The sequence below is a fragment of the Ruegeria sp. ANG-S4 genome (genome assembly GCF_000814005.1).
In the GTDB taxonomy this organism is placed as follows: Bacteria; Pseudomonadota; Alphaproteobacteria; order Rhodobacterales; family Rhodobacteraceae; genus Ruegeria.
Genome location: NZ_JWLK01000004.1, coordinates 303,603 through 325,332 on the forward strand (window position 1 = coordinate 303,603; position 21,730 = coordinate 325,332).

Annotated in this window: 23 protein-coding genes; 13 read left to right on the plus strand and 10 right to left on the minus strand. The window is 58.8% G+C overall.

All coding sequences use genetic code 11. The features are described from left to right. Window positions 1-41: 41 nt before the first annotated feature. The gene (locus tag RA28_RS12290) at window positions 42-1,565 is read right to left on the minus strand and encodes a hypothetical protein (RefSeq protein ID WP_039529445.1); all 1,524 of its coding nucleotides are present in this window, start codon (window positions 1,563-1,565) and stop codon (window positions 42-44) included. A gap of 133 nt (window positions 1,566-1,698) precedes the next feature. Here RA28_RS12290 and RA28_RS12295 point away from each other — a divergent pair, with 133 nt between their 5' ends. Genes RA28_RS12295 through RA28_RS12305 form a run of 3 tightly spaced genes read left to right on the plus strand, consistent with a single transcriptional unit; the run spans window position 1,699 to window position 3,787 of the window. Further along, window positions 1,699-2,448 carry an SDR family oxidoreductase gene (locus RA28_RS12295; protein ID WP_039528957.1) on the plus strand — a complete coding sequence of 250 codons (750 nt, stop codon included), beginning with the start codon at window positions 1,699-1,701 and terminating at the stop codon, window positions 2,446-2,448. Then, complete coding sequence (locus RA28_RS12300) at window positions 2,445-3,053, plus strand: enoyl-CoA hydratase/isomerase family protein (protein ID WP_039528960.1); 609 nt, start codon at window positions 2,445-2,447, stop codon at window positions 3,051-3,053. Before RA28_RS12295 ends, RA28_RS12300 begins: the two co-directional genes overlap by 4 nt. Further along, window positions 3,050-3,787, plus strand: a complete 738-nt coding sequence (locus tag RA28_RS12305; RefSeq protein WP_039528964.1) for a VOC family protein — start codon at window positions 3,050-3,052, stop codon at window positions 3,785-3,787. Before RA28_RS12300 ends, RA28_RS12305 begins: the two co-directional genes overlap by 4 nt. On the opposite strand, the gene RA28_RS12310 is transcribed toward RA28_RS12305, so the two are convergent. Next, a complete protein-coding gene (locus RA28_RS12310; protein WP_039528968.1) occupies window positions 3,784-4,080 on the minus strand; it encodes a hypothetical protein in 297 nt (98 codons plus the stop codon). The genes RA28_RS12305 and RA28_RS12310 overlap by 4 nt on opposite strands. A gap of 45 nt (window positions 4,081-4,125) precedes the next feature. On the opposite strand from RA28_RS12310, the gene RA28_RS12315 reads away from it, so the two are divergent. Further along, complete coding sequence (locus RA28_RS12315) at window positions 4,126-5,310, plus strand: TIGR03862 family flavoprotein (protein WP_039528970.1); 1,185 nt, start codon at window positions 4,126-4,128, stop codon at window positions 5,308-5,310. Here RA28_RS12315 and holA read toward each other — a convergent pair. The 4 genes from holA to RA28_RS12335 form a co-directional block, all read right to left on the minus strand. Beyond that, complete coding sequence (gene holA, locus RA28_RS12320; RefSeq protein ID WP_039528972.1) at window positions 5,307-6,335, minus strand: DNA polymerase III subunit delta; 1,029 nt, start codon at window positions 6,333-6,335, stop codon at window positions 5,307-5,309. The two genes, RA28_RS12315 and holA, sit on opposite strands and share 4 nt — an antisense overlap. Then, on the minus strand, window positions 6,332-6,823 hold the full coding sequence (lptE, locus tag RA28_RS12325) for an LPS assembly lipoprotein LptE (protein ID WP_039528975.1): 492 nt from the start codon (window positions 6,821-6,823) through the stop codon (window positions 6,332-6,334). Before lptE ends, holA begins: the two co-directional genes overlap by 4 nt. Then, the gene (gene leuS, locus RA28_RS12330; RefSeq protein ID WP_039528978.1) at window positions 6,810-9,362 is read right to left on the minus strand and encodes a leucine--tRNA ligase; all 2,553 of its coding nucleotides are present in this window, start codon (window positions 9,360-9,362) and stop codon (window positions 6,810-6,812) included. Before leuS ends, lptE begins: the two co-directional genes overlap by 14 nt. 71 nt (window positions 9,363-9,433) lie before the next feature. Then, the gene (locus tag RA28_RS12335; RefSeq protein ID WP_039529448.1) at window positions 9,434-9,916 is read right to left on the minus strand and encodes a DUF3576 domain-containing protein; all 483 of its coding nucleotides are present in this window, start codon (window positions 9,914-9,916) and stop codon (window positions 9,434-9,436) included. 280 nt (window positions 9,917-10,196) lie between these two features. Between RA28_RS12335 and RA28_RS12340 the strand changes: the two genes are divergently transcribed. Together RA28_RS12340 and RA28_RS12345 are read left to right on the plus strand one after the other, a co-directional pair. Next, window positions 10,197-11,144 (plus strand): porin, encoded by a 948-nt coding sequence (locus RA28_RS12340; protein WP_039528980.1) that lies wholly within the window; start codon window positions 10,197-10,199, stop codon window positions 11,142-11,144. 103 nt (window positions 11,145-11,247) lie between these two features. Beyond that, entirely contained in the window at window positions 11,248-11,907 is a 660-nt protein-coding gene (locus RA28_RS12345) for a YggS family pyridoxal phosphate-dependent enzyme (RefSeq protein WP_039528983.1), read from the plus strand. On the opposite strand, the gene RA28_RS12350 is transcribed toward RA28_RS12345, so the two are convergent. Next, a complete protein-coding gene (locus tag RA28_RS12350) occupies window positions 11,891-12,391 on the minus strand; it encodes a L,D-transpeptidase family protein (protein WP_039528986.1) in 501 nt (166 codons plus the stop codon). The genes RA28_RS12345 and RA28_RS12350 overlap by 17 nt on opposite strands. Then, window positions 12,388-13,482 (minus strand): GTP cyclohydrolase II, encoded by a 1,095-nt coding sequence (ribA, locus tag RA28_RS12355; RefSeq protein WP_039528988.1) that lies wholly within the window; start codon window positions 13,480-13,482, stop codon window positions 12,388-12,390. Before ribA ends, RA28_RS12350 begins: the two co-directional genes overlap by 4 nt. Window positions 13,483-13,643: 161 nt before the next feature. On the opposite strand from ribA, the gene RA28_RS12360 reads away from it, so the two are divergent. Continuing rightward, the gene (locus RA28_RS12360) at window positions 13,644-14,330 is read left to right on the plus strand and encodes a response regulator transcription factor (RefSeq protein ID WP_039528991.1); all 687 of its coding nucleotides are present in this window, start codon (window positions 13,644-13,646) and stop codon (window positions 14,328-14,330) included. A gap of 150 nt (window positions 14,331-14,480) precedes the next feature. Here RA28_RS12360 and RA28_RS12365 read toward each other — a convergent pair whose 3' ends face one another. After that, window positions 14,481-14,936: a hypothetical protein gene (locus RA28_RS12365; RefSeq protein ID WP_039528994.1), complete on the minus strand. Its 456-nt coding sequence runs from the start codon at window positions 14,934-14,936 to the stop codon at window positions 14,481-14,483. Between the two features lie 223 nt (window positions 14,937-15,159). Between RA28_RS12365 and RA28_RS12370 the strand changes: the two genes are divergently transcribed. The 4 genes from RA28_RS12370 (at window position 15,160) to RA28_RS12385 (ending at window position 17,793) form a co-directional block, all read left to right on the plus strand. Next, complete coding sequence (locus RA28_RS12370) at window positions 15,160-15,948, plus strand: exodeoxyribonuclease III (RefSeq protein WP_039528996.1); 789 nt, start codon at window positions 15,160-15,162, stop codon at window positions 15,946-15,948. A 76-nt stretch (window positions 15,949-16,024) separates the two neighbouring features. Continuing rightward, on the plus strand, window positions 16,025-16,942 hold the full coding sequence (gene trxA, locus RA28_RS12375; protein ID WP_039529000.1) for a thioredoxin: 918 nt from the start codon (window positions 16,025-16,027) through the stop codon (window positions 16,940-16,942). 27 nt (window positions 16,943-16,969) lie between these two features. Then, complete coding sequence (locus RA28_RS12380; RefSeq protein WP_039529003.1) at window positions 16,970-17,611, plus strand: LON peptidase substrate-binding domain-containing protein; 642 nt, start codon at window positions 16,970-16,972, stop codon at window positions 17,609-17,611. Continuing rightward, window positions 17,608-17,793 carry a Trm112 family protein gene (locus RA28_RS12385; protein ID WP_039529006.1) on the plus strand — a complete coding sequence of 62 codons (186 nt, stop codon included), beginning with the start codon at window positions 17,608-17,610 and terminating at the stop codon, window positions 17,791-17,793. Before RA28_RS12380 ends, RA28_RS12385 begins: the two co-directional genes overlap by 4 nt. Here RA28_RS12385 and RA28_RS12390 read toward each other — a convergent pair. Next, window positions 17,790-19,052 (minus strand): FAD-dependent monooxygenase, encoded by a 1,263-nt coding sequence (locus tag RA28_RS12390; protein WP_446737315.1) that lies wholly within the window; start codon window positions 19,050-19,052, stop codon window positions 17,790-17,792. The genes RA28_RS12385 and RA28_RS12390 overlap by 4 nt on opposite strands. A gap of 54 nt (window positions 19,053-19,106) precedes the next feature. On the opposite strand from RA28_RS12390, the gene RA28_RS12395 reads away from it, so the two are divergent. Together RA28_RS12395 and RA28_RS12400 are read left to right on the plus strand one after the other, a co-directional pair. Further along, entirely contained in the window at window positions 19,107-20,435 is a 1,329-nt protein-coding gene (locus RA28_RS12395) for an amidase (RefSeq protein ID WP_039529007.1), read from the plus strand. Window positions 20,436-20,544: 109 nt separating this feature from the next. Then, window positions 20,545-21,726 (plus strand): aminotransferase class I/II-fold pyridoxal phosphate-dependent enzyme, encoded by a 1,182-nt coding sequence (locus RA28_RS12400; protein ID WP_039529011.1) that lies wholly within the window; start codon window positions 20,545-20,547, stop codon window positions 21,724-21,726. Window positions 21,727-21,730: the final 4 nt, after the last annotated feature.

Consider the following 21,730-nt stretch of genomic DNA (forward strand, 5'->3'; position numbering starts at 1 on the left):
CTTTGGAAAGACTGCTAAATCGGTCTTTCAGCGCGGCGAAATCACTTTATGCGCTGACCGTTTGCAATGATTTGACCATCTTCGGTGAATTCGATCTTGGAATTCAGTGTATCAGGCTCTTCGCCCGGAACGGCCATCAGTCCCATCATCATCCGTGCGCCCAATGCGTCTTCCTCCGACACAAAGCCCATTCCGATCAGTTTGTCGAGCAAGGCATTCGCCCCCGCAAGACGCAGGTTCGCCTCGCCGGTGGGTGTTGGCATTCCTCCGAACTCTTCGGTGTTGGTGTTGTCAAACGTGAAGTCGCCATCGCCGGTCAGTTCGGCACCGACCAGCGATACCAGCAATTCATTGATCTTCAACGAGTGCAGCTCACCCGGTACGATATCGCCGGATTCAAGCGTCTCGGCGACATCGGGGTCCATGAAATCAACCAAGACCTTGGCGGTTCCCGTTGCATCCAGGGCGATTGTCGCGGGATCACGCGGCAGGGCTTCTGCGGGATCAAACATGCTCCACAAAACGTCCGACATGGTGAATTCGGTCAGGTTCACGCCAATACCGAAGGGCTGGATTTCGTCTGACGCCTCAATGGGGAATTCAAACTTAAGGCCTGCGTTTTCCATCGCGATTTCGATCGGGAATGGCAGGTCTGCCGTTGTGACCGCCAGCTTGGTGCTGTTCTGCTCCAGATCATAAACGATGCGTTGCGCGTCGATGCTGCCTGCAAAGCGGCCCCCTTCCGAGGAACTGCCCATCGAGAATGATTCTCCTTCGGACACACCTGCGATCTCGGTCGAACCGGAACCATAGGTGAATGTTCCGGATGCAGCAAAGCCGGCGTCATAGATGCTCCGGATGTTTTCCAGATCAAACTCGGCGGGGACCACGGTGTCGCCTTCAAAGTCCAATTGATCCAGCTTGCCGTTGACCCGTGCGTCTTCACCCGACTCGGGGTCCTGAAAGGCAAGGTTGTAAACCAGATCGGCGGCTTTGAAGGTCTGGTTGATTTCCCGGTTCTCACCGATTTGCATGCGGGACTGACCGGACAGGTCATTGATTTTGAAATCAACGTCCAGTGCATCCTCGGGAATGTCTTCGCCTTCCACATCAAGCGAGGCAAGCTCTAGTCCAATGCTGGCGGCGCTGTAGTCGTAAGTCATGTCTTCGGGAGTGCCTGAAACCACCATGTCCAGCGCTTCGGTGATGTACAGCATTTCCACCGAAAAAGCCTCGCCATCGCCTGTCCCTTCAATGGTAATCGGAAAGCTTTCCGGGAACGCGATTTGAACCGTGCCGTCGCCGTTTTCAGTCAATGTCATTTCCGGTACGACAAGGCTCACCCGGCTGTCCGAGTCCGGCGCGACCATGCTCATGACCATGTTGGAAATGGTGGTCACATCCCCGGATGTGCTTTCATCGCCCGAGACGGTATAGCCCATGCCGCCCATATACGCTTTCCAGTCGGCCCAGACATCGTTGGCGGTTAGGTCGGCCAGCGCACCTTGGGTCGCAACAGCATAGGCCAAAGCAGCGCCGCAACCGCGGCGAAGATAAACAGACATAAGAGAACCCTTCTTGATCAATTTTTCCGGCATCGTCGTGCCTGTGGCGGATATCGTCAAGGGGCAAGGGCTGGACCCTTTCCCCGTTTGCAGGGTACGACTGAGCGCATCTGCAAACGAATGGGGTCAGAGAATGGAAATGCAAGGCAAAGCGGTGCTGATTACGGGTGCAAGCCGTGGAATTGGCGCCGAGGCGGGGCGCGTTTTTGCCGCGGCTGGGGCCAATGTCGCTCTTTTGGCGCGCAGTCATGATCAAATCGACGCTTTGGCGGCGGCGCTGGGCGACAACGCGATGGCGTTGGCCTGCGATGTCAGCGATTTTGCGCAAATGGAACAAGCAGTTGCAAACTGCGTCGATCGCTTTGGCGGTGTGGACGTTCTGATTGGAAACGCCGGTGTCATCGAGCCGATCTTTCATTTGACGAACGCCGACGTCGCCGCTTGGGGGCAAGCCATCGACATCAATCTAAAGGGCGTGTTCCACGGCATGCGGGCCGTTTTGCCCATTATGCGCGCCACCGGCGGCGGCACGGTGATCACGGTTTCGTCAGGTGCCGCTTCCAACCCGGTCGAAGCGTGGAGCCACTACTGCACATCCAAGGCCGGGGCCAAAATGCTGACAGAATGCCTGCATCTGGAAGAGGGCCACAATGGCATTCGCGCCATGGGCTTGTCGCCGGGCACGGTCGCAACCGACATGCAACGGGTCATCAAGGCCAGCGGGATCAATCCGGTCAGTCAGTTGGACTGGGATGTCCACATTCCGGCGGATTGGCCTGCCCGTGCGTTGCTATGGATGTGCTCAAGCGACGCGGATGAGTTTCTGGGGTCGGAAATCTCGCTGCGTCAGGAGGATATTCGCCAACGGGTGGGCTTGATTTGATCGATCTTCAGCAGGATGACGGGCTTTGGACCGTCACCCTGAACAACCCGACCAAGGCCAATGCCCTGACGGCTGAGATGCTCGAGGAGTTGGTGTCCATCGTCCGGGCCGCCACTGATGCGCGCGCGTTGATCCTGACCGGGGCCGGACGCGTGTTCAGCGCCGGGGCGGATTTGGACGCGGCACGGGCAGGGCTTGCGACCTCGACCCTCTGGGAAACGCTGTCGGGGGCCATCGCGGGTTTGCCCTGCCTGACGGTTGCCGCGTTGAACGGCACGCTGGCAGGCGGAGCGAATGGTATGGTTCTGGCCTGTGATCTGCGCATTGCAGTGCCGACGGCCAAGTTCTTCTATCCTGTCATGAAGCTCGGCTTTCTGCCGCAACCGTCTGATCCAAAGCGGATGGCGGCATTGATCGGACCGGCGCGGACCAAGCTGATTCTGATGGCAGGGCAAAAGGTCAGCGCCCAGGAAGCCTATGAATTTGGGTTGGTCGACCGAATTGTGGAACCCGAAGATCTGCTTCCAACGGCACGAGAACTTGTCTCGGATTGCCTGACGGCAGATACCGACGTTGCGGCGGGGATTGCAGAGTTGTGCAGATGAGGCTCTCGGCGCTGCGCCTTCGGGTCGCGAACCCCGACATGTTGGCAGGATTCTATCGCGACGCGCTGGGCATGCGCGTCAAAACCGAAGGTGCGAACCGGCGCGTTGGATATCCCGGACAGGATGCCGATCTGCTGCTGACGCCTGGCGGCGGTGGATACACGCACGACCTGGGGCAGAGGTACTGGAAGATTGGCATTACTTTGCCGGACGTCGATCTTGCGGCTGCTCACCTACGTAACAAGGGTATTTCCGTCAGTGCACCGGGTCAGTTTCTCGATATCGGCTATATGTGCCATCTCACCGATCCTTGTGGGTTCGCCATAGAATTGCTCCAGCATGACTTTGAGGGCAACCGTCCGGCGAATGCGGCGAGTCCGGACGCCCCATTTGCCGACGCCGGAATTGGCCAGATTACCCTGCGCACCGGTGACATCGCTGCCGAAGATGCGTTTTGCCGTTCGATTGGAATGCGATTGTTGTCGATGCAGGAGGTTGCCCCCCACGGGTTCGATCTGCATTTTTATGGGTTTACCGAAGAAAAGCCTCCGGTTCCCGACCTCTGGTCGGTCCAGAACCGCGAGTGGCTTGGGAAGCGGCCTTACACAACGCTCGAATTTCAACACATTGCCGGTGCGAAGTTTGCCCCGGTGCCGGACTACCAAGGGATCGAGGTCGAGGGATTGACCGAACCGGCGAAGGATGCGTTTGGGGATTCGATATTTCCCGGTTAGCGTCCGCGTCGCTTTCCCGGCACCTTCGAGCGAAAGCCCGGCGGGCGTTTTTGGACCCATTTCAGGAATTTTGACAACCTCGGATGCCCGCGCAGCGCGTCGACGGTGTTGAAGTCGCGGGCCAGTTCTGTCTCGGTCAATGTGGCGTGTACCTCTTTGTGGCAAATCTGATGCAGCAGAACTGTCGGGCCGGCCTTGCCTCCTTTGAGTTTTGGGATCAGATGGTGCAGGCTGCCGCCCCCGTTGGGGATCGGGCGGTCGCATAGCGGGCAGATCGGTGCGTCATCGCTCATGACGGCAGAAGACACCACGATCAGCGGACAAGGCAAGAGGTGACGATGGCGCAGACTGTGGTGATCGGGGCAGGGCCCGCCGGGTTGATGGCGGCGGATCAACTGGCCGAGCACGGCTATGACGTTCTGGTGGCCGAGGCCAAACCCTCGGTCGCGCGCAAACTTCTGATGGCCGGTAAATCCGGGCTGAACCTGACAAAAGACGAACCGTTTGAAACACTTATGGCCGCCTATGGCGAGGCCGCAACTTGGCTTGGGCCAATGATCGCAGAAATGGACGCGCGCGTGGTTCAGGACTGGGCGCGGGGATTGGGGCAGGACGTGTTCACCGGATCGACGGGCCGGGTGTTTCCCAAGGCAATGAAAGCCTCGCCACTGCTGCGCGCGTGGCTCGCACGCCTCGACGGGTCGGGCGTTCAGATCAAGCTACGTTGGCGATGGTTGGGTTGGGATAACGACGAATTGGTCTTTGAAACACCGGAAGGTGAGCAGCGTATTACCGCCGCTGCGACGGTTTTGGCGTTGGGTGGGGCAAGTTGGGCTCGCTTGGGGTCGGACGGGGCTTGGGCGGAGGTCCTGTTGCACAACGGCGTGGACGTAACTCCGTTCGCCCCTGCGAATTCAGCAGTTTCTGTGGATTGGAGCCCACACATGCAACGCCACCATGGTGCCGCCCTCAAGTCGGTTCGCTGGATTGCTGGCGAGCTGGAGAGCCGCGGTGAAGCCACGATTTCAGCCACCGGTTTGGAAGGGGGTGGGGTGTACCCGCTCACTCCGGCTATGCGCGTGGCGACACCCTTGTTTGTCGATCTGGTGCCCGATCTGGATGAAAGTACCTTGTTGGGGCGACTGGCTTTGAAAAGTCCTAAAACCACACTGTCGCAATGGTTGAAAAAGTCCCTGCGCCTGTCCCCGCAAAAGATCGCACTTTTTCACGAGATGACAAAGCGCGGTCGCATTCCGGCACCCGCTCAGGTCAGCGCGATAAAGCAGCTGCCGATCCTGCATTCGGGCCTTCGCCCTATGGATGAGGCGATTTCTACCGCCGGAGGCGTGCCCGAAACCGCACTGGATGAAGGGTTGATGTTGAAGGCGTTGCCCGGCGTTTTCTGCGCCGGAGAAATGCTGGATTGGGAGGCCCCGACAGGCGGTTACCTGTTGACCGCCTGTTTGGCGACCGGGCGTTGGGCCGGACGATCGGCGGCAGACTGGGCGCGGCGTAAAACCTAGCCTGACCGCGCCAGCATCGCCAATCGGATCATGGCGCGCTCGACCAGCGCCATTGAAGGCGCGGTTTGCCCGGCCGAGCGTAGAGACAAATCCGTGTCTGTCAGCACCGTCAATGCGGTCTGCAGTTTTGGTGCCCCCCAGTTTTGTGCCTGACGAACGATACGATCCCGCCGTTTGCCGTAGATCGGTGGGCGCAGTTTTCCAATACCTTGTGCGGCACCGCCGGGATCCGACGCGCAGGCGTAGAGCCTGCGGAAATGGTGGGTGGCTCCGATGCACAATGTAACGCCGGTCGTACCTTGCGCCTGTAGCCGTTTGATCAGCGGGCCAATCTCTGTCGCCTTACCCTCGGCAACGGTGTTCAGTACATCGTCCAATGCGGCCTCAGTCGACTGCGGCGCGCAGGCTTCTATATCTTCGATGGAAAGTTCGGTTTCGTCACCGCGTTTGTAAAGTGACAGTTTTTCAACGGTTTGTGCGAAGTCCCCGGGGCTGAGCGATGCTGCAAGCTCACTGAGCGCGGACATCGAATCGCGCGGGATGTTCCGAAGACCTGCCTGCGCCAGGACTCGTTCCACTTCGGCGCGTGACGGCGGATCGTCATAGATACCCACGGCATACGCTTGCGCGTGGGCCTCGAACGCTTTGCGGACTTTTGAACTGGGTTTAAGCTGTCCCGCCGTAACAATGATCTGCGCGTCCCCGGGCGCCCAATCCTCGATCGCGGCGAGCAGTGCCGGGGCGGCGGCCTCGCCCGCATCCTCGACAAAAACCGCACGTGGACCGGGGAAAAAGCCCACTGCTTTGACTGCGTCCAGCAATAGCGCCGGATCGCTACGCAATTCCGCGCCTGCAATCCGTGTCAGGCGCATTTCCTCTTCGGCCGCTGGTCCTAGCAAAGCGCCAAGAACCTGTTGCCGTTTGAGGGCGACGCGCATTGCGTCAGCTCCATAAATCAGCAACCCCAGCTTGTTCACGTCTGGCTTGGTAAAATACCCTTCGGCCTCGCGCGGGCTCAGCTTCATGCGGTCAGGTCCGGCGTGGTGTACAGGCGGGCGACAATTTGGTCCGACAAGATCACCATCAGCCGTTCCGTGGCCGCGCGTTCATCCGCAAGCGTCGATACGGTTGAACCTGCTGCTGAGTACGAAACGAAGTCTGCGACCTGGCCAGAGGTCACGATCTGGCCAGTGGATTCAGAGGTCAACGAGTACCGCGCGACGCCGTTGATGGAATACCGATCCGTCTCGTTTGAGGTTGTGATCGAGACCGCCCGCGTCGTGGTCGAGACATTAACCGCCAGCATGTAATCGCTGCCCGAGGTGGCGCTGCGCCCCAGCTTCTGTTCCAGGTTTTGGACAAGCAGAAAGCTCTCGACGGTGTTCGGCGCCGAGACAGCAACACGACCATCCAGCTCTGTGCCCGCCCCGCCCGGTGCATAGACCGGTTGGAATCCGCAGGCGGCAAGCGCCAGTGGCATCAGCAACAAGGTTCTGCGGTCACACGACGACATTCACGATCCGTCCGGGCACTACGATCACTTTCTTGGGCGTGGCACCATCCAGCGCTCTTTGCACAGCTTCGGTGCTGAGCGCGATTTTTTCAACCTCGGCTTTGTTCAGATCTTTCGCCACGCTGATTTCCGCACGGCGTTTGCCGTTGATCTGGATCGGCAGGGTAATCGTATCGTCGACCAGCATCGCTTCGTCCGCGACCGGCCACTGGGCAACGGCCACAAGGCCCTCACCCCCCAGCATCTGCCACAATTCTTCGGACAGGTGCGGGGTCATCGGTGACATCAACTGCGCCAGCGTCTTGGCGGCTTCGCGTTTAGCAGTGGTGCCAGCCTTGGATTTCGCCAGCGTGTTGGTGAACGCATAGAGTTTGGCGATAGAGGCATTGAAGCCAAAGGATTCCACACCGCCCGACACATCGTGGACCGCCTTGTGCATCTCGCGCAGCAAGGCTTCGTCCTCGCCATTGGCCGGAACGTCCGACTCGGCGATTTCGGTGGCAATGCGATGTACGCGGCTGAGGTGTTTGAACGCGGCCTCTGCCCCGGATGCGGTCCATTCCACGTCACGCTCGGGCGGCGAATCGGACAACACGAACCAGCGGGCCGTGTCGGCACCGAAGGCCGAGATGATGCTGACCGGATCGACAACGTTTTTCTTGGACTTCGACATCTTGGCAGAGGGGATGACCTCGACCTCTGTGCCGTCAGCCAGTTTTCCGTCCGTCACGTCCTCGGGCAAGTGGTAAACCGGGCGACCCTTGTCATCGCGGGTCTGGTAGATCTCGTGCGTCACCATGCCTTGAGTGAACAGCGCATCGAACGGCTCAATCGCCTTTTCCGGCAAGTGCCCGGTGATTTTCATCGCCCGTGCAAAGAAGCGCGAGTAAAGCAGGTGCAGAATCGCGTGTTCGATCCCGCCGATATACTGGTCGACATTCATCCAGTACTCCGCCTCGGCCAGATCGGTGGGTGTCTCGGCATGCGGAGCGGTGAAACGCGCGTAGTACCAAGACGAATCGACAAAAGTGTCCATCGTGTCGGTTTCGCGCTTGGCAGGTGCGCCGCAGGCCGGGCAGGGCGTGTCGCGCCAATTGGGATGGCGGTCCAGCGGGTTCCCGGGGATCGAGAAGTCGATGGGTTTGCCATTGCCATCATCATAAGGCAGCTGAATCGGCAGATTCTCTTTCTTCTCGGGCACCGTGCCGCATTTTTCACAATGGACAACGGGAATCGGGCAACCCCAATAGCGTTGGCGGCTCAGGCCCCAGTCTCGCAGGCGGTATTTGGTAACACCTTCGCCCCATCCCGCCTTTTGGGCAAAATCCACCGTTGCGTTGATGGCCACTTCGCCCGTTGCCTCGGTTAATCCGGCGAAATGGTTCACCCAACGGACTTTCTCGGTCTTGGGGGGAACAAAGGCAATTTTGTCGACTGGCGTGTCGTCATCCAGCGCAAAGAACGTGTCGATCACCGGCAGGTCGTATTTGCGGCAGAAATCAAGGTCACGCTGATCGTGGGCCGGACAGGCAAAGATCGCGCCCGTGCCATAGTCCATCAGGATGAAATTGGCGATCCAAACCGGCAGTTCCCAATTCGGGTCCAGCGGGTGCTTGACCTTGATCCCCGTGTCATATCCCAGCTTTTCAGCCGTCTCGATCGCCTCTTCCGTGGTGCCACCCTTGCGGCATTCAGCAACGAATTCAGCGACTTCCGGGTTTTCGGCCTCAAGCTGTTTGGCAATCGGATGATCCGGTGAGATACCAACAAAGGACGCGCCCAGCAGCGTATCCGGGCGAGTCGTATAGACCGTGATCGGCGCACCACCATCGGTGCGTTCGAATCCAAACTGCAGACCGCGCGACTTGCCGATCCAGTTTTCCTGCATCAACCGCACTTTGGTCGGCCAATTGTCCAGCGTATCCAGCGCGTCGAGCAGTTCTTCCGAAAAATCGGATATTTTGAAGAACCATTGCGTCAGTTCACGGCGTTCCACCAATGCACCTGACCGCCATCCGCGGCCATTTTCCACCTGCTCATTGGCCAGAACGGTCATGTCCACCGGGTCCCAGTTGACCACGGCGTTCTTGCGATAGACCAGACCGACATCCAACATATCGAGGAATAAGGCCTGCTGTTGGCCGTAATATTCAGGGTCGCAGGTGGCAAATTCACGTGACCAGTCGATCGACAAGCCCAGTGGTTTCATTTGCCCGCGCATGTCGGCAATGTTGCCATAGGTCCAGTCTTTGGGATGGCCGCCAATCGCCATCGCGGCGTTTTCTGCTGGCATTCCAAAGGCATCCCAGCCCATCGGGTGCAGCACATTGTGCCCGGTCGCCAGCTTGTGCCGCGCAATCACGTCGCCCATCGTGTAGTTGCGTACATGTCCCATATGGATGCGCCCCGAAGGGTAAGGGAACATCTCAAGCACATAGTACTTTGGCTTATCTGCCTTGTGGTTGGCGGTGAAGATACCGGCCTTGTCCCAGGCCTCTTGCCATTTTGCTTCGATTTCGGTGGCCGAGTAGCGCGACATCGTGCGGTCCTTCGTGAATGAAAACGCCGGGTGTGAGCCCGGCGTGTCATAGATTGATTTTCGGCGGGTTGCTAGAACTTGTTGTCCGCTATCCGCAGCTGGCGGGCCCGCGACAGAATCGCATCCTCGACCGCGCGCGTGGTTGCGGCACTGACAGGTGCGCCGCCGCTGGTTTGCAACGCCACGGACAGGGATCGCGCAGCAAGCGCCGGATCGCTGATATGCACAGTGGCCCGATAGGACCGCCCCCCGCCCGGCGGCGTTCCATATCCGGTTACGATTACGCCGGTGAACGGATCGATTTCCTGCAACGGAAGGAAGTTCAGAACGTCCAGCGAAGCAGTCCACAGATAACGGTTAACATTGGTGATCTGTTCAGCTTCGCCGCGGTCAAAGATATCCCATATGGTCGAGCGGTTGGGGTCGTTGAGCTCCCGCTCGTCGGTGTTGCCGCCAATGAGGTTCGGGTTGACCGTCGACGTGCTGCGATTCTGTCCGCAAGCGGAAAGGGTTGCAGTCAGCACGATCAAAGACATAAGCGGTGTCAGGCGCATCGTGAGCGGGTCCTGTTTCACTGGTAATGCATTAGCTGGAGCATACTCCTAGCCAAGGACCCAGTCAGCAACAAGCCTATTCTTTTGAAATGTCCGTGCGTGGCGGTGGCAAAAGGCCGAAATCCACTGTGACATCCTTGCACCAATTTGGGCCGAATGACGGAAAGTCGCCTAAGCCATACTTGCACAAAGGGGGCAAAAAGAGCGACACGGTGTCCGTGCTGAGACATATGCGTGGCATGTGTCGAGTAGAAAAACCTTTGAAACCGAGGGAAACAAGATGAAAAAAGTTCTCTTCGCAACGACGGCGCTGGTAGCGACCGCAGGCGTTGCAGCAGCTGACGTAAACCTGAGCGGCTACGGCCGTTTTGGTATCGGCTACCTGGAAGACCGTTCGACCGACGACAACGTAGACGACACCATCCTGGTTTCGCGCTTCCGTCTGAACATCGACGGCATCACCGAAACCGACGGCGGTGTACGCTTTGAAGGCCGCGTTCGTCTGCAGGCTGACGATGACGCCTCGACAGGTGAGCAAGGCGAAGCCGGCCTGAACGGCGCACGCTTCTCGGTCATCTTCGGTGGTCTTCGTGTTGACGCCGGCAACGTTGCCGGTTCGTTCGACAACTTGGCCAACTACTACGGTAACGAGCCTGGTCTGGAGTCGTTCCTTGGTCAGTACTCCGGTGTAGACTATGACTTCCTGGCCTACGATTCGACCGGCACTGGCGCAAACGCTGTGTTCTTCCAGTACGCAGTTGGCGACTTTGCATTCGGTGCATCGTATGACACCGACGCAACTGACGGTGCAGACCGCTGGGATATCAGCGCGACCTACACCTTCAACAACATCACGGCCGCACTGGCCTATGGTGCAACCGGCGACGGCGACAGCGGCATTGATGATCAGAGCCTGCTGGTTCTGACACTGGGCGCAGAATTCGGCGACTTCTCGGGTACCCTGTTTGTTGCTGACGATGACGTTGCAGACGATGACGAGAACGGCACTGCATACGGCTTCTCGGTTGCGTACAATGTTGGCGCAGCTCTGACTCTGAACGCTGTTTACGGTGACGGTAGTGCTGACGCCGACACTCGCAACTATGGTATTGGTGCCATTTACGACCTGGGCGGCGGTGCATCGCTGCGCGGTGGTATCGGTGAAATCAAAACCGGTGACGAAGACGGTCAGCTCCGTGCAGACTTTGGTGCTCAGTTCAACTTCTAAGTTGTCCTGAACCACAAGGTTCAAGGGCGGGTCTTCGGACCCGCCCTTTTCTTTTGCGCCGACATGGTGTTTTTCTGCTGCAAACGCAGAAGGTAAGGGCCCCATGTCACTGCAAGACATCAACACACGCATCGCCAAAGCTGAAACCGCCGCAGGTCGCGCCCAAGGGTCGGTCAGACTGATCGCGGTTTCGAAGGTGCAACCAAACGAACGGGTCGAAGCCGTGCTGGAGCAAGGCCACCGTTGTTTCGGAGAGAATCGCGTGCAAGAGGCGTCAGGGAAGTGGCCAGCCTTCAGGGAAAGCTATCCCGACATCGAATTGCATCTGATTGGCCCATTGCAGACCAACAAGGCGCGACAGGCGATGGACCTGTGCGACGCTATCCATTCCGTGGACCGACCAAAGCTGGCCAAAACCTTGGCCAGATTGGCGCAAGAGATGGGATCCTGTCCTGATCTGTTCATTCAGGTCAATACAGGCGAAGAGGAGCAGAAGGCTGGAATCCTCCCCAAAGACGCTGATGCGTTTATCGCAGAATGCCGCGACCTCGACTTGCCTATCCAAGGCCTGATGTGCATTCCGCCGGTTGAAGAGGAACCCGCGCTGCATTTCGCATTGCTCGCCAAAATTTCCGAACGAAACGGATTGACGGGTTTGTCGATGGGCATGAGCAGCGATTTTGAATCTGCCATTGCGCTGGGCGCAACACATGTGCGCGTGGGCTCTGCAATTTTCGGGGATCGGGTCAAACAGCCGGGATGATCAATCGCGAACCGGGTACGATTTGGCTGGCAATCCAGCGCAGATGATCGCGCCGAAACGCCACGCAGCCTTCGGTTGGATAATGTGGTCGGCGCCACTGATGCAGGAATATGGCCGATCCGCGCCCGGGTACGGCGTTCGGCCAGTTCCAATCGGTTATGAATACCAGATCGTAGAGAGGATCGGCGCGCCATAGCCTTTCATGGCTATGACCATAAGGTGCTTGTACCAAATGATTATAGTCTGCGTCGGCTGGATCATCTGACCATAAATCCGTGGTACCGATCGCGCGGGCCCAAGAGGCGGGACGCGCCATTCGATCGGAACGGTAAAGCATGCCCACGATGCGATGCTCGCCGATTGGCGTCGCACCGTCACCTTCGCGTTTGTCCGAACTCAGTCCGCCGCGGCCGATCGAACAGGGAAACCGCCGGCCCAGAAACCGGACACCGCCCGGTGCCAGCACCAGGTCGCCGGGCGTCACAGCAGATGGCCCGACTTCGCGGCTTTGGTGGCCAAATAGCCGCGGTTATGCGCGGTTTCGCCGACTTTCAGAGGAACGCGTTCGGTGACCGCGATTCCTGTCCGCTCCATCATCGCGATCTTTGCGGGGTTGTTTGTCAGCAAACGAACGGCGCCGAATCCCAACGATTTCAAAATGTCCGATCCAAGCCGAAAATCGCGCTCATCATCCTCGAAACCCAGACGATGGTTCGCCTCGACGGTATCGAACCCCTGATCCTGAAGGAAATAGGCGCGCATCTTGTTCGCAAGCCCAATCCCACGCCCTTCTTGGTTCAGGTACAGCAAGACACCAGCGCCTTCTGCCCCCATTTGCGCAAGCGCACCGCGCAATTGCGGGCCGCAGTCGCACTTCAGGCTGCCCATCAGGTCACCGGTAAAGCAGGCCGAGTGCAGCCGCGCCAGAACAGGTTGGGACCGATCCGGGCGACCGATTTCGATGGCATAGTGCTCTTCGCCGCCATCTTCCGGACGGAACACGTGCAGGCGACCGGCCTCGGACACTTCCATTGGCAACCGGGCCGCAACGACTTCGTGCAGGGCGCTGCGATCGGCAAGATGCGGTGCCGCGCGGGTGTGGTCGATCCGGGTCAGACCGTGCGCAGCGGCAAAGGCCGGTCCGTCCGCAACCTTTACAACGACGGCGGCGGGCAGCAGGCGGGCGGATTTCGTCAACGCGATTGCGATTCGATGCAGGTGGGCGTTTCCCTGCCGTTCTGTCATCAACGGGCCCTTCATCGGCGCATTCAAATCATCCGACGGGTCCGCGACCGCCCGCACCCAGGCGTGATCTGCGTCCGCCGGGATGACAACCCGGGCCAGATCGCCGTCGTATGCCCGTGCCTTGAGCGTTTCCGCGCGACGGACTGTGATGGCAACCACCAGATCATCGTCCAGCGCGCGCAGATCGGCAAGGCGCTGCGGGCTCAGCGTCTCGGATGCAAGGGCCAGAACGCTTGTGCCGCTGTCATCATTCAGGACGACAGGAACACCCATACGAAGATCAGCCCGCGCACGCGCCAGCAATTCGGTGATGTCGGGAATAAGACTCATTCATGTTACCCTGTAACGTTTCGCCTTTCTCCTAACCCGATCCCGGCAAAATGTGAAACATTTCCTATGCGTCAGACACATGGGCGTGAGACGCTTGCAGCAAAGCTTGCTGATTGCATCTTCCGTAAGCAAGTGATGGAAAAGGCTTAGGAGGACCGCACATGGCTCAGCTCAAGAAAATCCTGCTTGTGGATGACGACGAAGACCTGCGCGAGGCGCTTAGCGAGCAATTGGTGATGACCGAGGATTTCGATGTGTTCGAAGCCTTTGACGGTGCATCCGCGATGGAGCGCGCGCGCGAAGCGATCTACGACCTCGTTATCCTCGATGTGGGCCTGCCCGACACTGACGGGCGCGAGCTGTGCCGTCTGATGCGAAAACAGGGCGTCAAAAGCCCGATCTTGATGCTGACCGGACATGACAGCGACGCAGATACGATCCTGGGTCTGGATGCGGGCGCCAACGACTATGTGAGCAAGCCGTTTAAGTTCCCCGTTCTGCTTGCCCGTATTCGCGCTCAACTACGTCAACACGAGCAATCCGAAGATGCCGTTTTCGTGTTGGGCCCCTACACGTTCAAACCGGCCATGAAGATGTTGATGACCGAAGACGACCGAAAAATTCGCCTGACCGAGAAAGAGACGAATATTCTTAAATTCCTCTACCGTTCAACCGACGGCGTGGTCGCTCGCGATGTGCTGTTGCATGAGGTTTGGGGATACAACGCGGGCGTCACAACCCATACGCTTGAGACTCACATCTATCGTCTTCGGCAGAAAATCGAGCCCGATCCGTCAAATGCACGCCTTTTGGTCACAGAATCTGGCGGATATCGACTGGTCTCTTGACGGAAGGTGGATTGATTGGGCTCAAAGTGATACCCTTGGGCCATAAACAGATTACTCCCAACCCGCGCATGTCCGGGTAACGGCATGCACCTCCCTGTTGGACTGCCGGGCCGTATGGCCCGGCTTTTTTCTTTCAGGCCAAAACTCAGATTAGCTGGTTTCGCCGTTTTCAAGAACGGTGCTGTAGGTTATGCCGCTGTTTAGGCTGCGAAAATCTGCGTAGATTTTGCCATCTTCGAAGGTGGCATCAATCAACCCGTTAACCTGATTGGTTTCGCCGATCCGGCTTTCGACCATAGCGATCGAACCAGAGCCGTCGCGGCTGATCGTTCCGGTTACCTGACCTTCATTCCAGCTGTCCGAGCTTGTCCGGCTCCACTTGCTGGTGCCCCAGAACACGTTGTCCTGTTGTTCTTTGATCTCGAGAACCCATTCAGACTGATTGAATCGCGGCGCTCCATCGCTGTTTTCGTTGGGTAACGCGGCAACGGTGTGTTGTCCGCTCCAGACGCCGCGCAGGTCGGGCGTGGTTTCGGCAGCCGCAAGGGTGGCAAAGGCAAATGTGCTGGCCAGAGCGGCGGCACCAAGTGTCTTGAATCTGGTCATGATTTCCTCCGTTTTTCCTGTAGCCAATGTTGGCAGTTGTCTGCCTGATTTCTATGCGAAGGGCGGAACATAAAGGGGAATTCATCTGTGCTTTAAGTTAGCCCGCACCCGTTCCCGTCGCAAAGGGTCGCCGGTTTTCGGCCCGTGTCGCAAAATTCGTTTTGGCATGGTGCACGCGCAATCTGCGCGTTAGTCTGCGCCAACCCCGACGAAGGAATCCCCCATGCCATTCACCCTTGCCACCTGGAACATCAACTCGGTCCGTCTGCGCGAACCTATCGTGCTGAAACTGCTGCAGGAAGAAGCGCCGGATGTGTTGTGCCTGCAGGAGTGTAAATCGCCGGTCGATAAAATCCCGACCGAAGGCTTTGCAGAGTTGGGTTACACCCACATGATTGCACGCGGTCAAAAAGGCTATAACGGCGTCGCGATCCTGTCGCGTATTCCGATGGAAGAGGTGGGCGACAAAGATTTCGCGGGGCTTGGGCATGCCCGTCACATTGCTGGCCGACTGGAAAACGGTGTCACAATCCATAACTTCTATGTCCCGGCAGGCGGTGACGTTCCGGATCGCGAAAAGAATGAAAAGTTCGGCCAAAAACTGGACTATTTGACTGATATGCGTGACTGGTTCCATTCCGAAAAGCCCGAAAAATCAATTCTGGTTGGCGACTTGAATATCGCCCCGCGCGAGGATGACGTCTGGTCGCACAAACAGCTTCTCAAGGTCGTTTCGCACACACCGATCGAGGTGGAACATCTGGCCGAGACCCAGGATTCTGGCGGATGGGTGGACATCACCCGGCAGGATATCCCCGAAGGAAACCTTTACAGCTGGTGGTCGTATCGAGCGCGCGATTGGGATGCAGCCGACAAAGGGCGGCGGCTGGATCATATCTGGGCGACGCCGGATATCTCGAACGCGGGCCACTCCAGCCGGATCCTGCGCGAGGCGCGCGGCTGGGAAAAACCCAGCGACCACGCCCCGGTTTTTGCCGCTTTCGACCTTTAACACAGTAACTCTGCCCTTGGTTTCCGCGTCCGGCGGTTGCATATAAGGCGCAAATTCGAACCAGAGAGTGATTGCCATGGACCTTCTGAACGGCGCAGACAACACCCCAGCCACCGATCTGATCAAGGATGGCTCTGAGGCTACGTTCATGACCGACGTGATCGAAGCGTCGCAGGAAACCCCAGTGATTGTCGATTTCTGGGCACCGTGGTGCGGACCTTGCAAGACACTGGGGCCGATGCTGGAAGACGCCGTGACTGCCGCGAAAGGCGCGGTCAAGATGGTCAAGATCAATGTCGATGAGGCGCAGATGATCGCGTCGCAGATGCGCATTCAGTCGATCCCGACGGTCTATGCCTTTTTCAAAGGTCAGCCGGTGGACGGGTTCCAAGGCGCTGTGCCCGGGTCCGAAATCAAGGCGTTTGTAGACCGCGTGGTCGAAGCGGGCGGGGGCGAAAGCCCCGGTGGCCAACTGGAAGATGCCGTTCAGGCCGCTGAAGAAATGCTGACCGATGGTGCCGCCGTCGATGCAGCACAGACCTTCGCCGCGATTCTGGGCGAAGATCCGAACCATGCGGCGGCCTATGGTGGACTGGTTCGGGCGCATATTGCGCTGGGTGATCTGGATCAGGCCGAAGCCATCCTGAACGGCGCGCCGGCAGAAATTTCCACCTCGCCCGAGATTGAAGCGGCCCATGCGCAATTGGAGCTGGCCAGACAGGCCGCCGATGCCGGACCCGTTGGGGATTTGACAGCCGCCGTAGAAGCCGATCCTGACAACCATCAGGCCCGGTTCGATCTTGCGCAGGCTTTGCATGCCAACGGCGACGTCGAAGAGGCGGTCGCGCAATTGCTGGAATTGTTCCGGCGCGATCGTGAATGGAACGAGGGTGCAGCAAAGGCGCAACTGTTCACGATCTTCGACGCGCTCAAGCCCAACGACCCGATTGTTCTGAACGGACGTCGCAAGCTTAGCTCGATGATATTTGCCTAAACTCCGTTCAGGGCTAGACTCGGGTTTATGATGCATCCCGCTGATTTGCCGGAAACGGTTTCTGTTTTTCCATTGCCCGGGGCGCTGCTGTTGCCGCGCGCGCGCTTGCCACTGCACATTTTCGAACCGCGTTACCTGCAAATGCTGGATGACGCGCTCAAGACCAAGGAGCGTCTGATCGGAATGGTGCAGCCCAATACCTGTCAGGGCGACGAAACCAAGCTGCATCAGATCGGCTGCGCCGGACGTGTCACACAGTTTTCGGAAACGGAAGATGGTCGTTACTTGATCACATTGACCGGAATATCGCGATTTCGCGTGACCTCCGAGCTTGAGGGGTTCACGCCCTATCGCCGCTGCGCCGTGTCATGGAATGGGTTTGACCGCGATCTTGGCAAGGCCGAAGTCGATGACGGTTTCAACCGCACCAGATTTCTGACGCTTCTCGAGCGTTTCTTTGCGTCGCGCCAGTTGTCGACCGATTGGGAAACGATGAAAGACGCTGACGACGAGCTTTTGGTGAACTCCCTGTCGATGCTTCTGGACTTTGACCCCGAAGAAAAACAGGCCCTGCTCGAAGCGCCCTGCTTGCGCACGCGTCGCGAGACATTGGTTACATTGATCGAATTTGCCATGCGTGGCGGCTCGAACGAGGAAAAACTGCAATGAGCGAACCGGAACACGCCTTTGACCGGCATATGCTTGAGGCGTTGATCTGCCCCAAGACACAAACGACGCTGCACTATGATGCTGACCGGCAAGAGCTGGTATCCAAAGCTGCGGGCCTTGCCTTTCCGATCCGCAATGGCATTCCCGTTATGCTGGTCGATGAAGCACGCGAATTGGATTAGATCGCGCGACCCTGCAGCAGCCGCGGCAGATCACCGGTCAACCCGGCCGCTTCGCGCACGAACCCGCGACGCAACGCTGGCAGCGATCCGACGAGTCCCATTCCAATGTCCCGCCCAATCCGTAGAAGCGGATTGTCGTTGGAAAACAGCTTGTTGAACACGTCCGTGGCCAACGCCAACGATGCGGTGTCGAACCGACGCCATTCCTGATAACGCTCCAGCACCAAGGTCGAACCTGGGTCTTCGCCCCGACGCACGGCAAGCGTCAGCACCTCGGCCAGCGCGCCGACATCCCGCAGACCTGCGTTTAGTCCCTGACCCGCAATCGGATGCAGGCCGTGTGCGGCATCTCCGACCAGGGCCAGCCGATCAGCGATAAACGAATTGGCGATGGTCAGGTTCAGGGGATAAGCAAAACGCTCTCCGGCAAGCTCAATTTCGCCAAGAAAATCACCAAAGCGCGGGCGCAGCACCTGCAGGTAGTCGGGTTTTGGCAGGGCATTTATGTTTCGGGCGGTCTCGGCGCGTTCACTCCAGACAATCGAGCTGCGGTTGCCGGTCAGTGGCAAGATCGCCAGCGGGCCGGGCGGCATGAAGAACTGGTGCGCGGTTCCATTGTGTGGCAATTCATGCTCGATCGCACAGACCAAGGCCGTTTGCCCGTAATCCCAGCCCGTGCGAGTGATGCCGGCGCGTGCGGCTGTTCCGCTGTTGCGACCATCGCAACCAATCACCAACCCGCCTTGAACTTTGGTTCCGTCATCCAATGTCAGCGAAACGCCGTTCGCGACGGGGTCCTGCGCGGTGACAGATTTGCCGTCGATCCGAGTAATCCCCTGTTGGTCCGACATGGCGTCCAAAAAGGCGCGGCGCAGGTGGCGGTCTTCTACCATATAGCCCATCGGGCCTTCTTCGATCTCGGCATGATCGAAGTGCATGAAAAAGGGCGACGGCCCGGCACCTGCATGGCCGTCGGTCACCTTGATCTCCAGCATGGGCTGCGCATGTTCAGCGACCCGGTCCCAAACGGCGATTGCATCCAACAAACGTTTTGAAGCCAACGCCAGCGCATAGGCGCGTCCGTCAAAGGCGGCATTTTTGCGGATTTTCTCGGCCAGCGCGTCGATCACCGTGACCGAATGACCGGTTTGCGCCAGGGCCAGCGCCAGTGCGGGGCCATTCAAGCCGCCGCCAACGATCAGAATCTCGGAACCTGTTGTCATGCCCTGCAATATGCCCGCCGTTTCGGGATTGTCCATGTGCGGTCCTGTCGCTACCGTCGCGCTCACCACGCCAAAGTCAGGAGGGTGAGGATGCAGGACTGGTTGACCATGACCGCGTGTGATCTGGGCCGCGGAATCGGCATGGGCCAGATCGACCCGGTTGAGCTGACCGAGACCTTTCTGAGCGCCATTGATGCCCATCCGCATCGCGACGCGATTTTCGCGCGCGTCACCCATGACCGTGCGCGAGCCGAAGCGCAGGCGGCGCAGGGCCGCGTCAAATCCGGTTTGCGGCGGTCTTTGCTGGATGGCGTGCCCATCAGTTGGAAAGACCTGTTCGACACGGCGGGGATTGGTACCGAGGCAGGCTCTGCCCTTTTGAAAGACCGCGTCCCCGACGCTGACGCGTTGGTTCTGCGCAATGCAACGGCAATGGGAACGGTCTGCCTGGGCAAGACACATATGAGCGAACTTGCTTTCTCGGGCCTTGGTTTGAACCCAACAACCGCGACGCCGCCGTGTATTCATGACGAAACGGCCATACCGGGCGGATCGTCATCCGGTGCCGCTGCCTCTGTCGCGTGGGGGCTGTCGGCGTGTGGTATTGGGTCTGACACCGGCGGGTCGGTGCGTATTCCTGCGGCTTGGAACGATCTGGTCGGTCTCAAAACAACGTCCGGTCGGCTAAGTCTTGAAGGCGTCGTGCCCTTGTGTCTGCGGTTCGACACGGTCGGTCCTTTGGCCAAGTCGGTGGAAGACGCGGCGCATATGCTGGCCGTTCTCGAAGGCGGCACCCCAGCCGATTTGCGCGGCGCGTCGTTGCAGGGATGTCGCTTTGCCGATCTGCAAAACGTCGCCAAGGACGATCTTCGCGCGGAACCGGGCAAAGCCTACGCGGAAGCTTTGGAGAAACTGAAGGACGCCGGGGCCGAAATCATCCCGCTGGAGGTGCCGGAACTGACCGAAGCGATGGGCCTGTCTGGTGTCCTTTACACCACCGAAGCCTATGGCCTGTGGCGCGACGTGATCGAGGCCAACCCCGAGGCCATGTATCCCGAGATTCTTGAGCGGTTTCGGGCCGGAAAAGCTTTTTCAGGACCGGATTACGTCGCGGCGTGGTCAAAGCTCAAGGCGTGCCGCAGCGTTTGGGACGCGGCAACGGCAGAGTTCGACGCTGTTCTCGCGCCTACGGCACCCATCCTGCCGCCCAATCTGGATCGGTTGATGAACGACCATGACTACTACGTCACCGAGAACCTGCTTGCCCTGCGCAACACGCGGATCGGCAATCTGATGGGTCTTGCGGCGCTGACGCTGCCCACCGGAACCCCAAGCTGCGGGCTCATGATGATGGGCTATCCGGGGTCCGAAGAGGCCCTGTTGCGGCTGGGTTCAGCGGCGGAATCCGCATTGGCCTGAATGCCACAATCCCCTGATTCGGCACCTCTTTGTCTGGACGAAGAGGTGCGCGATCTGTAATCTGCCAGATAAACGGGGCGAGAACGATCCCGGTATTGAGGCAGTTGTTATGAATTTTCCCGAGCGGTTTTCGGACCTACCGGCATATGCATTCCCGCGTCTTCGCGCCCTGTTGGATCACCATCAGCCGGGCGGCGAGGTTGTTCACATGACCATCGGTGCGCCAACCCATGATTTTCCGGCATGGGTCACGGATGTGGTCATGGAGAATGCTGCCGGATTTCAGGGATATCCCCCGAACGAAGGCTCGGTCGAATTGCGCACGGCCATCACCGACTGGATCGGGCGTCGTTACGGTGTGAAGATGGACCCGGACGCCAACGTGATGGCGCTGAATGGGACACGCGAGGGGTTGTACAACGCCGCAATGACGCTGTGCCCCGAACAAAAGAATGGCGCACAGCCGATCGTCCTGTGCCCGAATCCCTTCTATCAGGTTTACATGGTTGCTTCGATCTCGGTCGGGGCGCAGCCGTATTTTGTGCCAGCGACTGCGGCGACCGGTCATTTGCCGGACTACGCAGGCCTGCCAGAGGATGTGCTGAATCGCACCGCCGTCGCGTATATCTGTTCCCCAGCCAACCCGCAGGGTGCGGTTGCATCGCGTGACTACTGGGCGGATCTGATCCGACTGGCCGAGAAATACGACTTCCGAATTTTCGCGGATGAGTGCTATTCCGAGATTTATCGCGACAGGGCACCCGTCGGGGCGTTGACCGTCGCGCAAGAGCTTGGCGCCGATCCCGAACGGGTGACCTTGTTCAATTCGCTGTCGAAACGGTCCAATCTGGCCGGTCTGCGGTCCGGTCTGATTGCTGGCGGACCTCAGACCATCAACCACGTCAAAAAGCTGCGCACCTATGCGGGCGCGCCTTTGCCGCTGCCGTTGCAGGCAGCCGCGGCCAAAGTTTGGGCGGATGAGGTTCATGTCCGCGAAAACCGCGCACTTTATCAAGAAAAATACGCCATCGCGGATCAGGTCTTTGCCGGTAGCCAAGGCTATATGTCGCCCGAAGCCGGGTTTTTCCTGTGGCTGCCGGTCGAAAATGGCGAAGAAACAGCATTGAAAGTCTGGAAGGAAACCGGGGTACGGGTCTTGCCGGGCGAATATCTTTCACAAGGGGATCCGGGGCAAAACCCGGGCGAAAACTTTATCCGGGTCGCGCTGGTGGCCCCAAAAACCGAAGTGCAGCGCGGGCTGGTTACGCTCCGCGACTGCATCTATTCGTGAGGTA

Excerpts from the sequence above, each read along its gene's own strand:
- RA28_RS12290 (WP_039529445.1), bottom strand. The coding sequence starts at position 1,565 with ATGTCTGTTTATCTTCGCCGCGGTTGCGGCGCTGCTTTGGCCTATGCT.
- RA28_RS12295 (WP_039528957.1), top strand. The coding sequence starts at position 1,699 with ATGGAAATGCAAGGCAAAGCGGTGCTGATTACGGGTGCAAGCCGTGGA.
- RA28_RS12305 (WP_039528964.1), top strand. The coding sequence starts at position 3,050 with ATGAGGCTCTCGGCGCTGCGCCTTCGGGTCGCGAACCCCGACATGTTG.
- RA28_RS12310 (WP_039528968.1), bottom strand. The coding sequence starts at position 4,080 with ATGAGCGATGACGCACCGATCTGCCCGCTATGCGACCGCCCGATCCCC.
- RA28_RS12315 (WP_039528970.1), top strand. The coding sequence starts at position 4,126 with ATGGCGCAGACTGTGGTGATCGGGGCAGGGCCCGCCGGGTTGATGGCG.
- holA (WP_039528972.1), bottom strand. The coding sequence starts at position 6,335 with ATGAAGCTGAGCCCGCGCGAGGCCGAAGGGTATTTTACCAAGCCAGAC.
- lptE (WP_039528975.1), bottom strand. The coding sequence starts at position 6,823 with ATGTCGTCGTGTGACCGCAGAACCTTGTTGCTGATGCCACTGGCGCTT.
- leuS (WP_039528978.1), bottom strand. The coding sequence starts at position 9,362 with ATGTCGCGCTACTCGGCCACCGAAATCGAAGCAAAATGGCAAGAGGCC.
- RA28_RS12335 (WP_039529448.1), bottom strand. The coding sequence starts at position 9,916 with ATGCGCCTGACACCGCTTATGTCTTTGATCGTGCTGACTGCAACCCTT.
- RA28_RS12340 (WP_039528980.1), top strand. The coding sequence starts at position 10,197 with ATGAAAAAAGTTCTCTTCGCAACGACGGCGCTGGTAGCGACCGCAGGC.
- RA28_RS12345 (WP_039528983.1), top strand. The coding sequence starts at position 11,248 with ATGTCACTGCAAGACATCAACACACGCATCGCCAAAGCTGAAACCGCC.
- ribA (WP_039528988.1), bottom strand. The coding sequence starts at position 13,482 with ATGAGTCTTATTCCCGACATCACCGAATTGCTGGCGCGTGCGCGGGCT.
- RA28_RS12360 (WP_039528991.1), top strand. The coding sequence starts at position 13,644 with ATGGCTCAGCTCAAGAAAATCCTGCTTGTGGATGACGACGAAGACCTG.
- RA28_RS12365 (WP_039528994.1), bottom strand. The coding sequence starts at position 14,936 with ATGACCAGATTCAAGACACTTGGTGCCGCCGCTCTGGCCAGCACATTT.
- RA28_RS12370 (WP_039528996.1), top strand. The coding sequence starts at position 15,160 with ATGCCATTCACCCTTGCCACCTGGAACATCAACTCGGTCCGTCTGCGC.
- trxA (WP_039529000.1), top strand. The coding sequence starts at position 16,025 with ATGGACCTTCTGAACGGCGCAGACAACACCCCAGCCACCGATCTGATC.
- RA28_RS12380 (WP_039529003.1), top strand. The coding sequence starts at position 16,970 with ATGATGCATCCCGCTGATTTGCCGGAAACGGTTTCTGTTTTTCCATTG.
- RA28_RS12385 (WP_039529006.1), top strand. The coding sequence starts at position 17,608 with ATGAGCGAACCGGAACACGCCTTTGACCGGCATATGCTTGAGGCGTTG.
- RA28_RS12390 (WP_446737315.1), bottom strand. The coding sequence starts at position 19,052 with ATGGACAATCCCGAAACGGCGGGCATATTGCAGGGCATGACAACAGGT.
- RA28_RS12395 (WP_039529007.1), top strand. The coding sequence starts at position 19,107 with ATGCAGGACTGGTTGACCATGACCGCGTGTGATCTGGGCCGCGGAATC.
- RA28_RS12400 (WP_039529011.1), top strand. The coding sequence starts at position 20,545 with ATGAATTTTCCCGAGCGGTTTTCGGACCTACCGGCATATGCATTCCCG.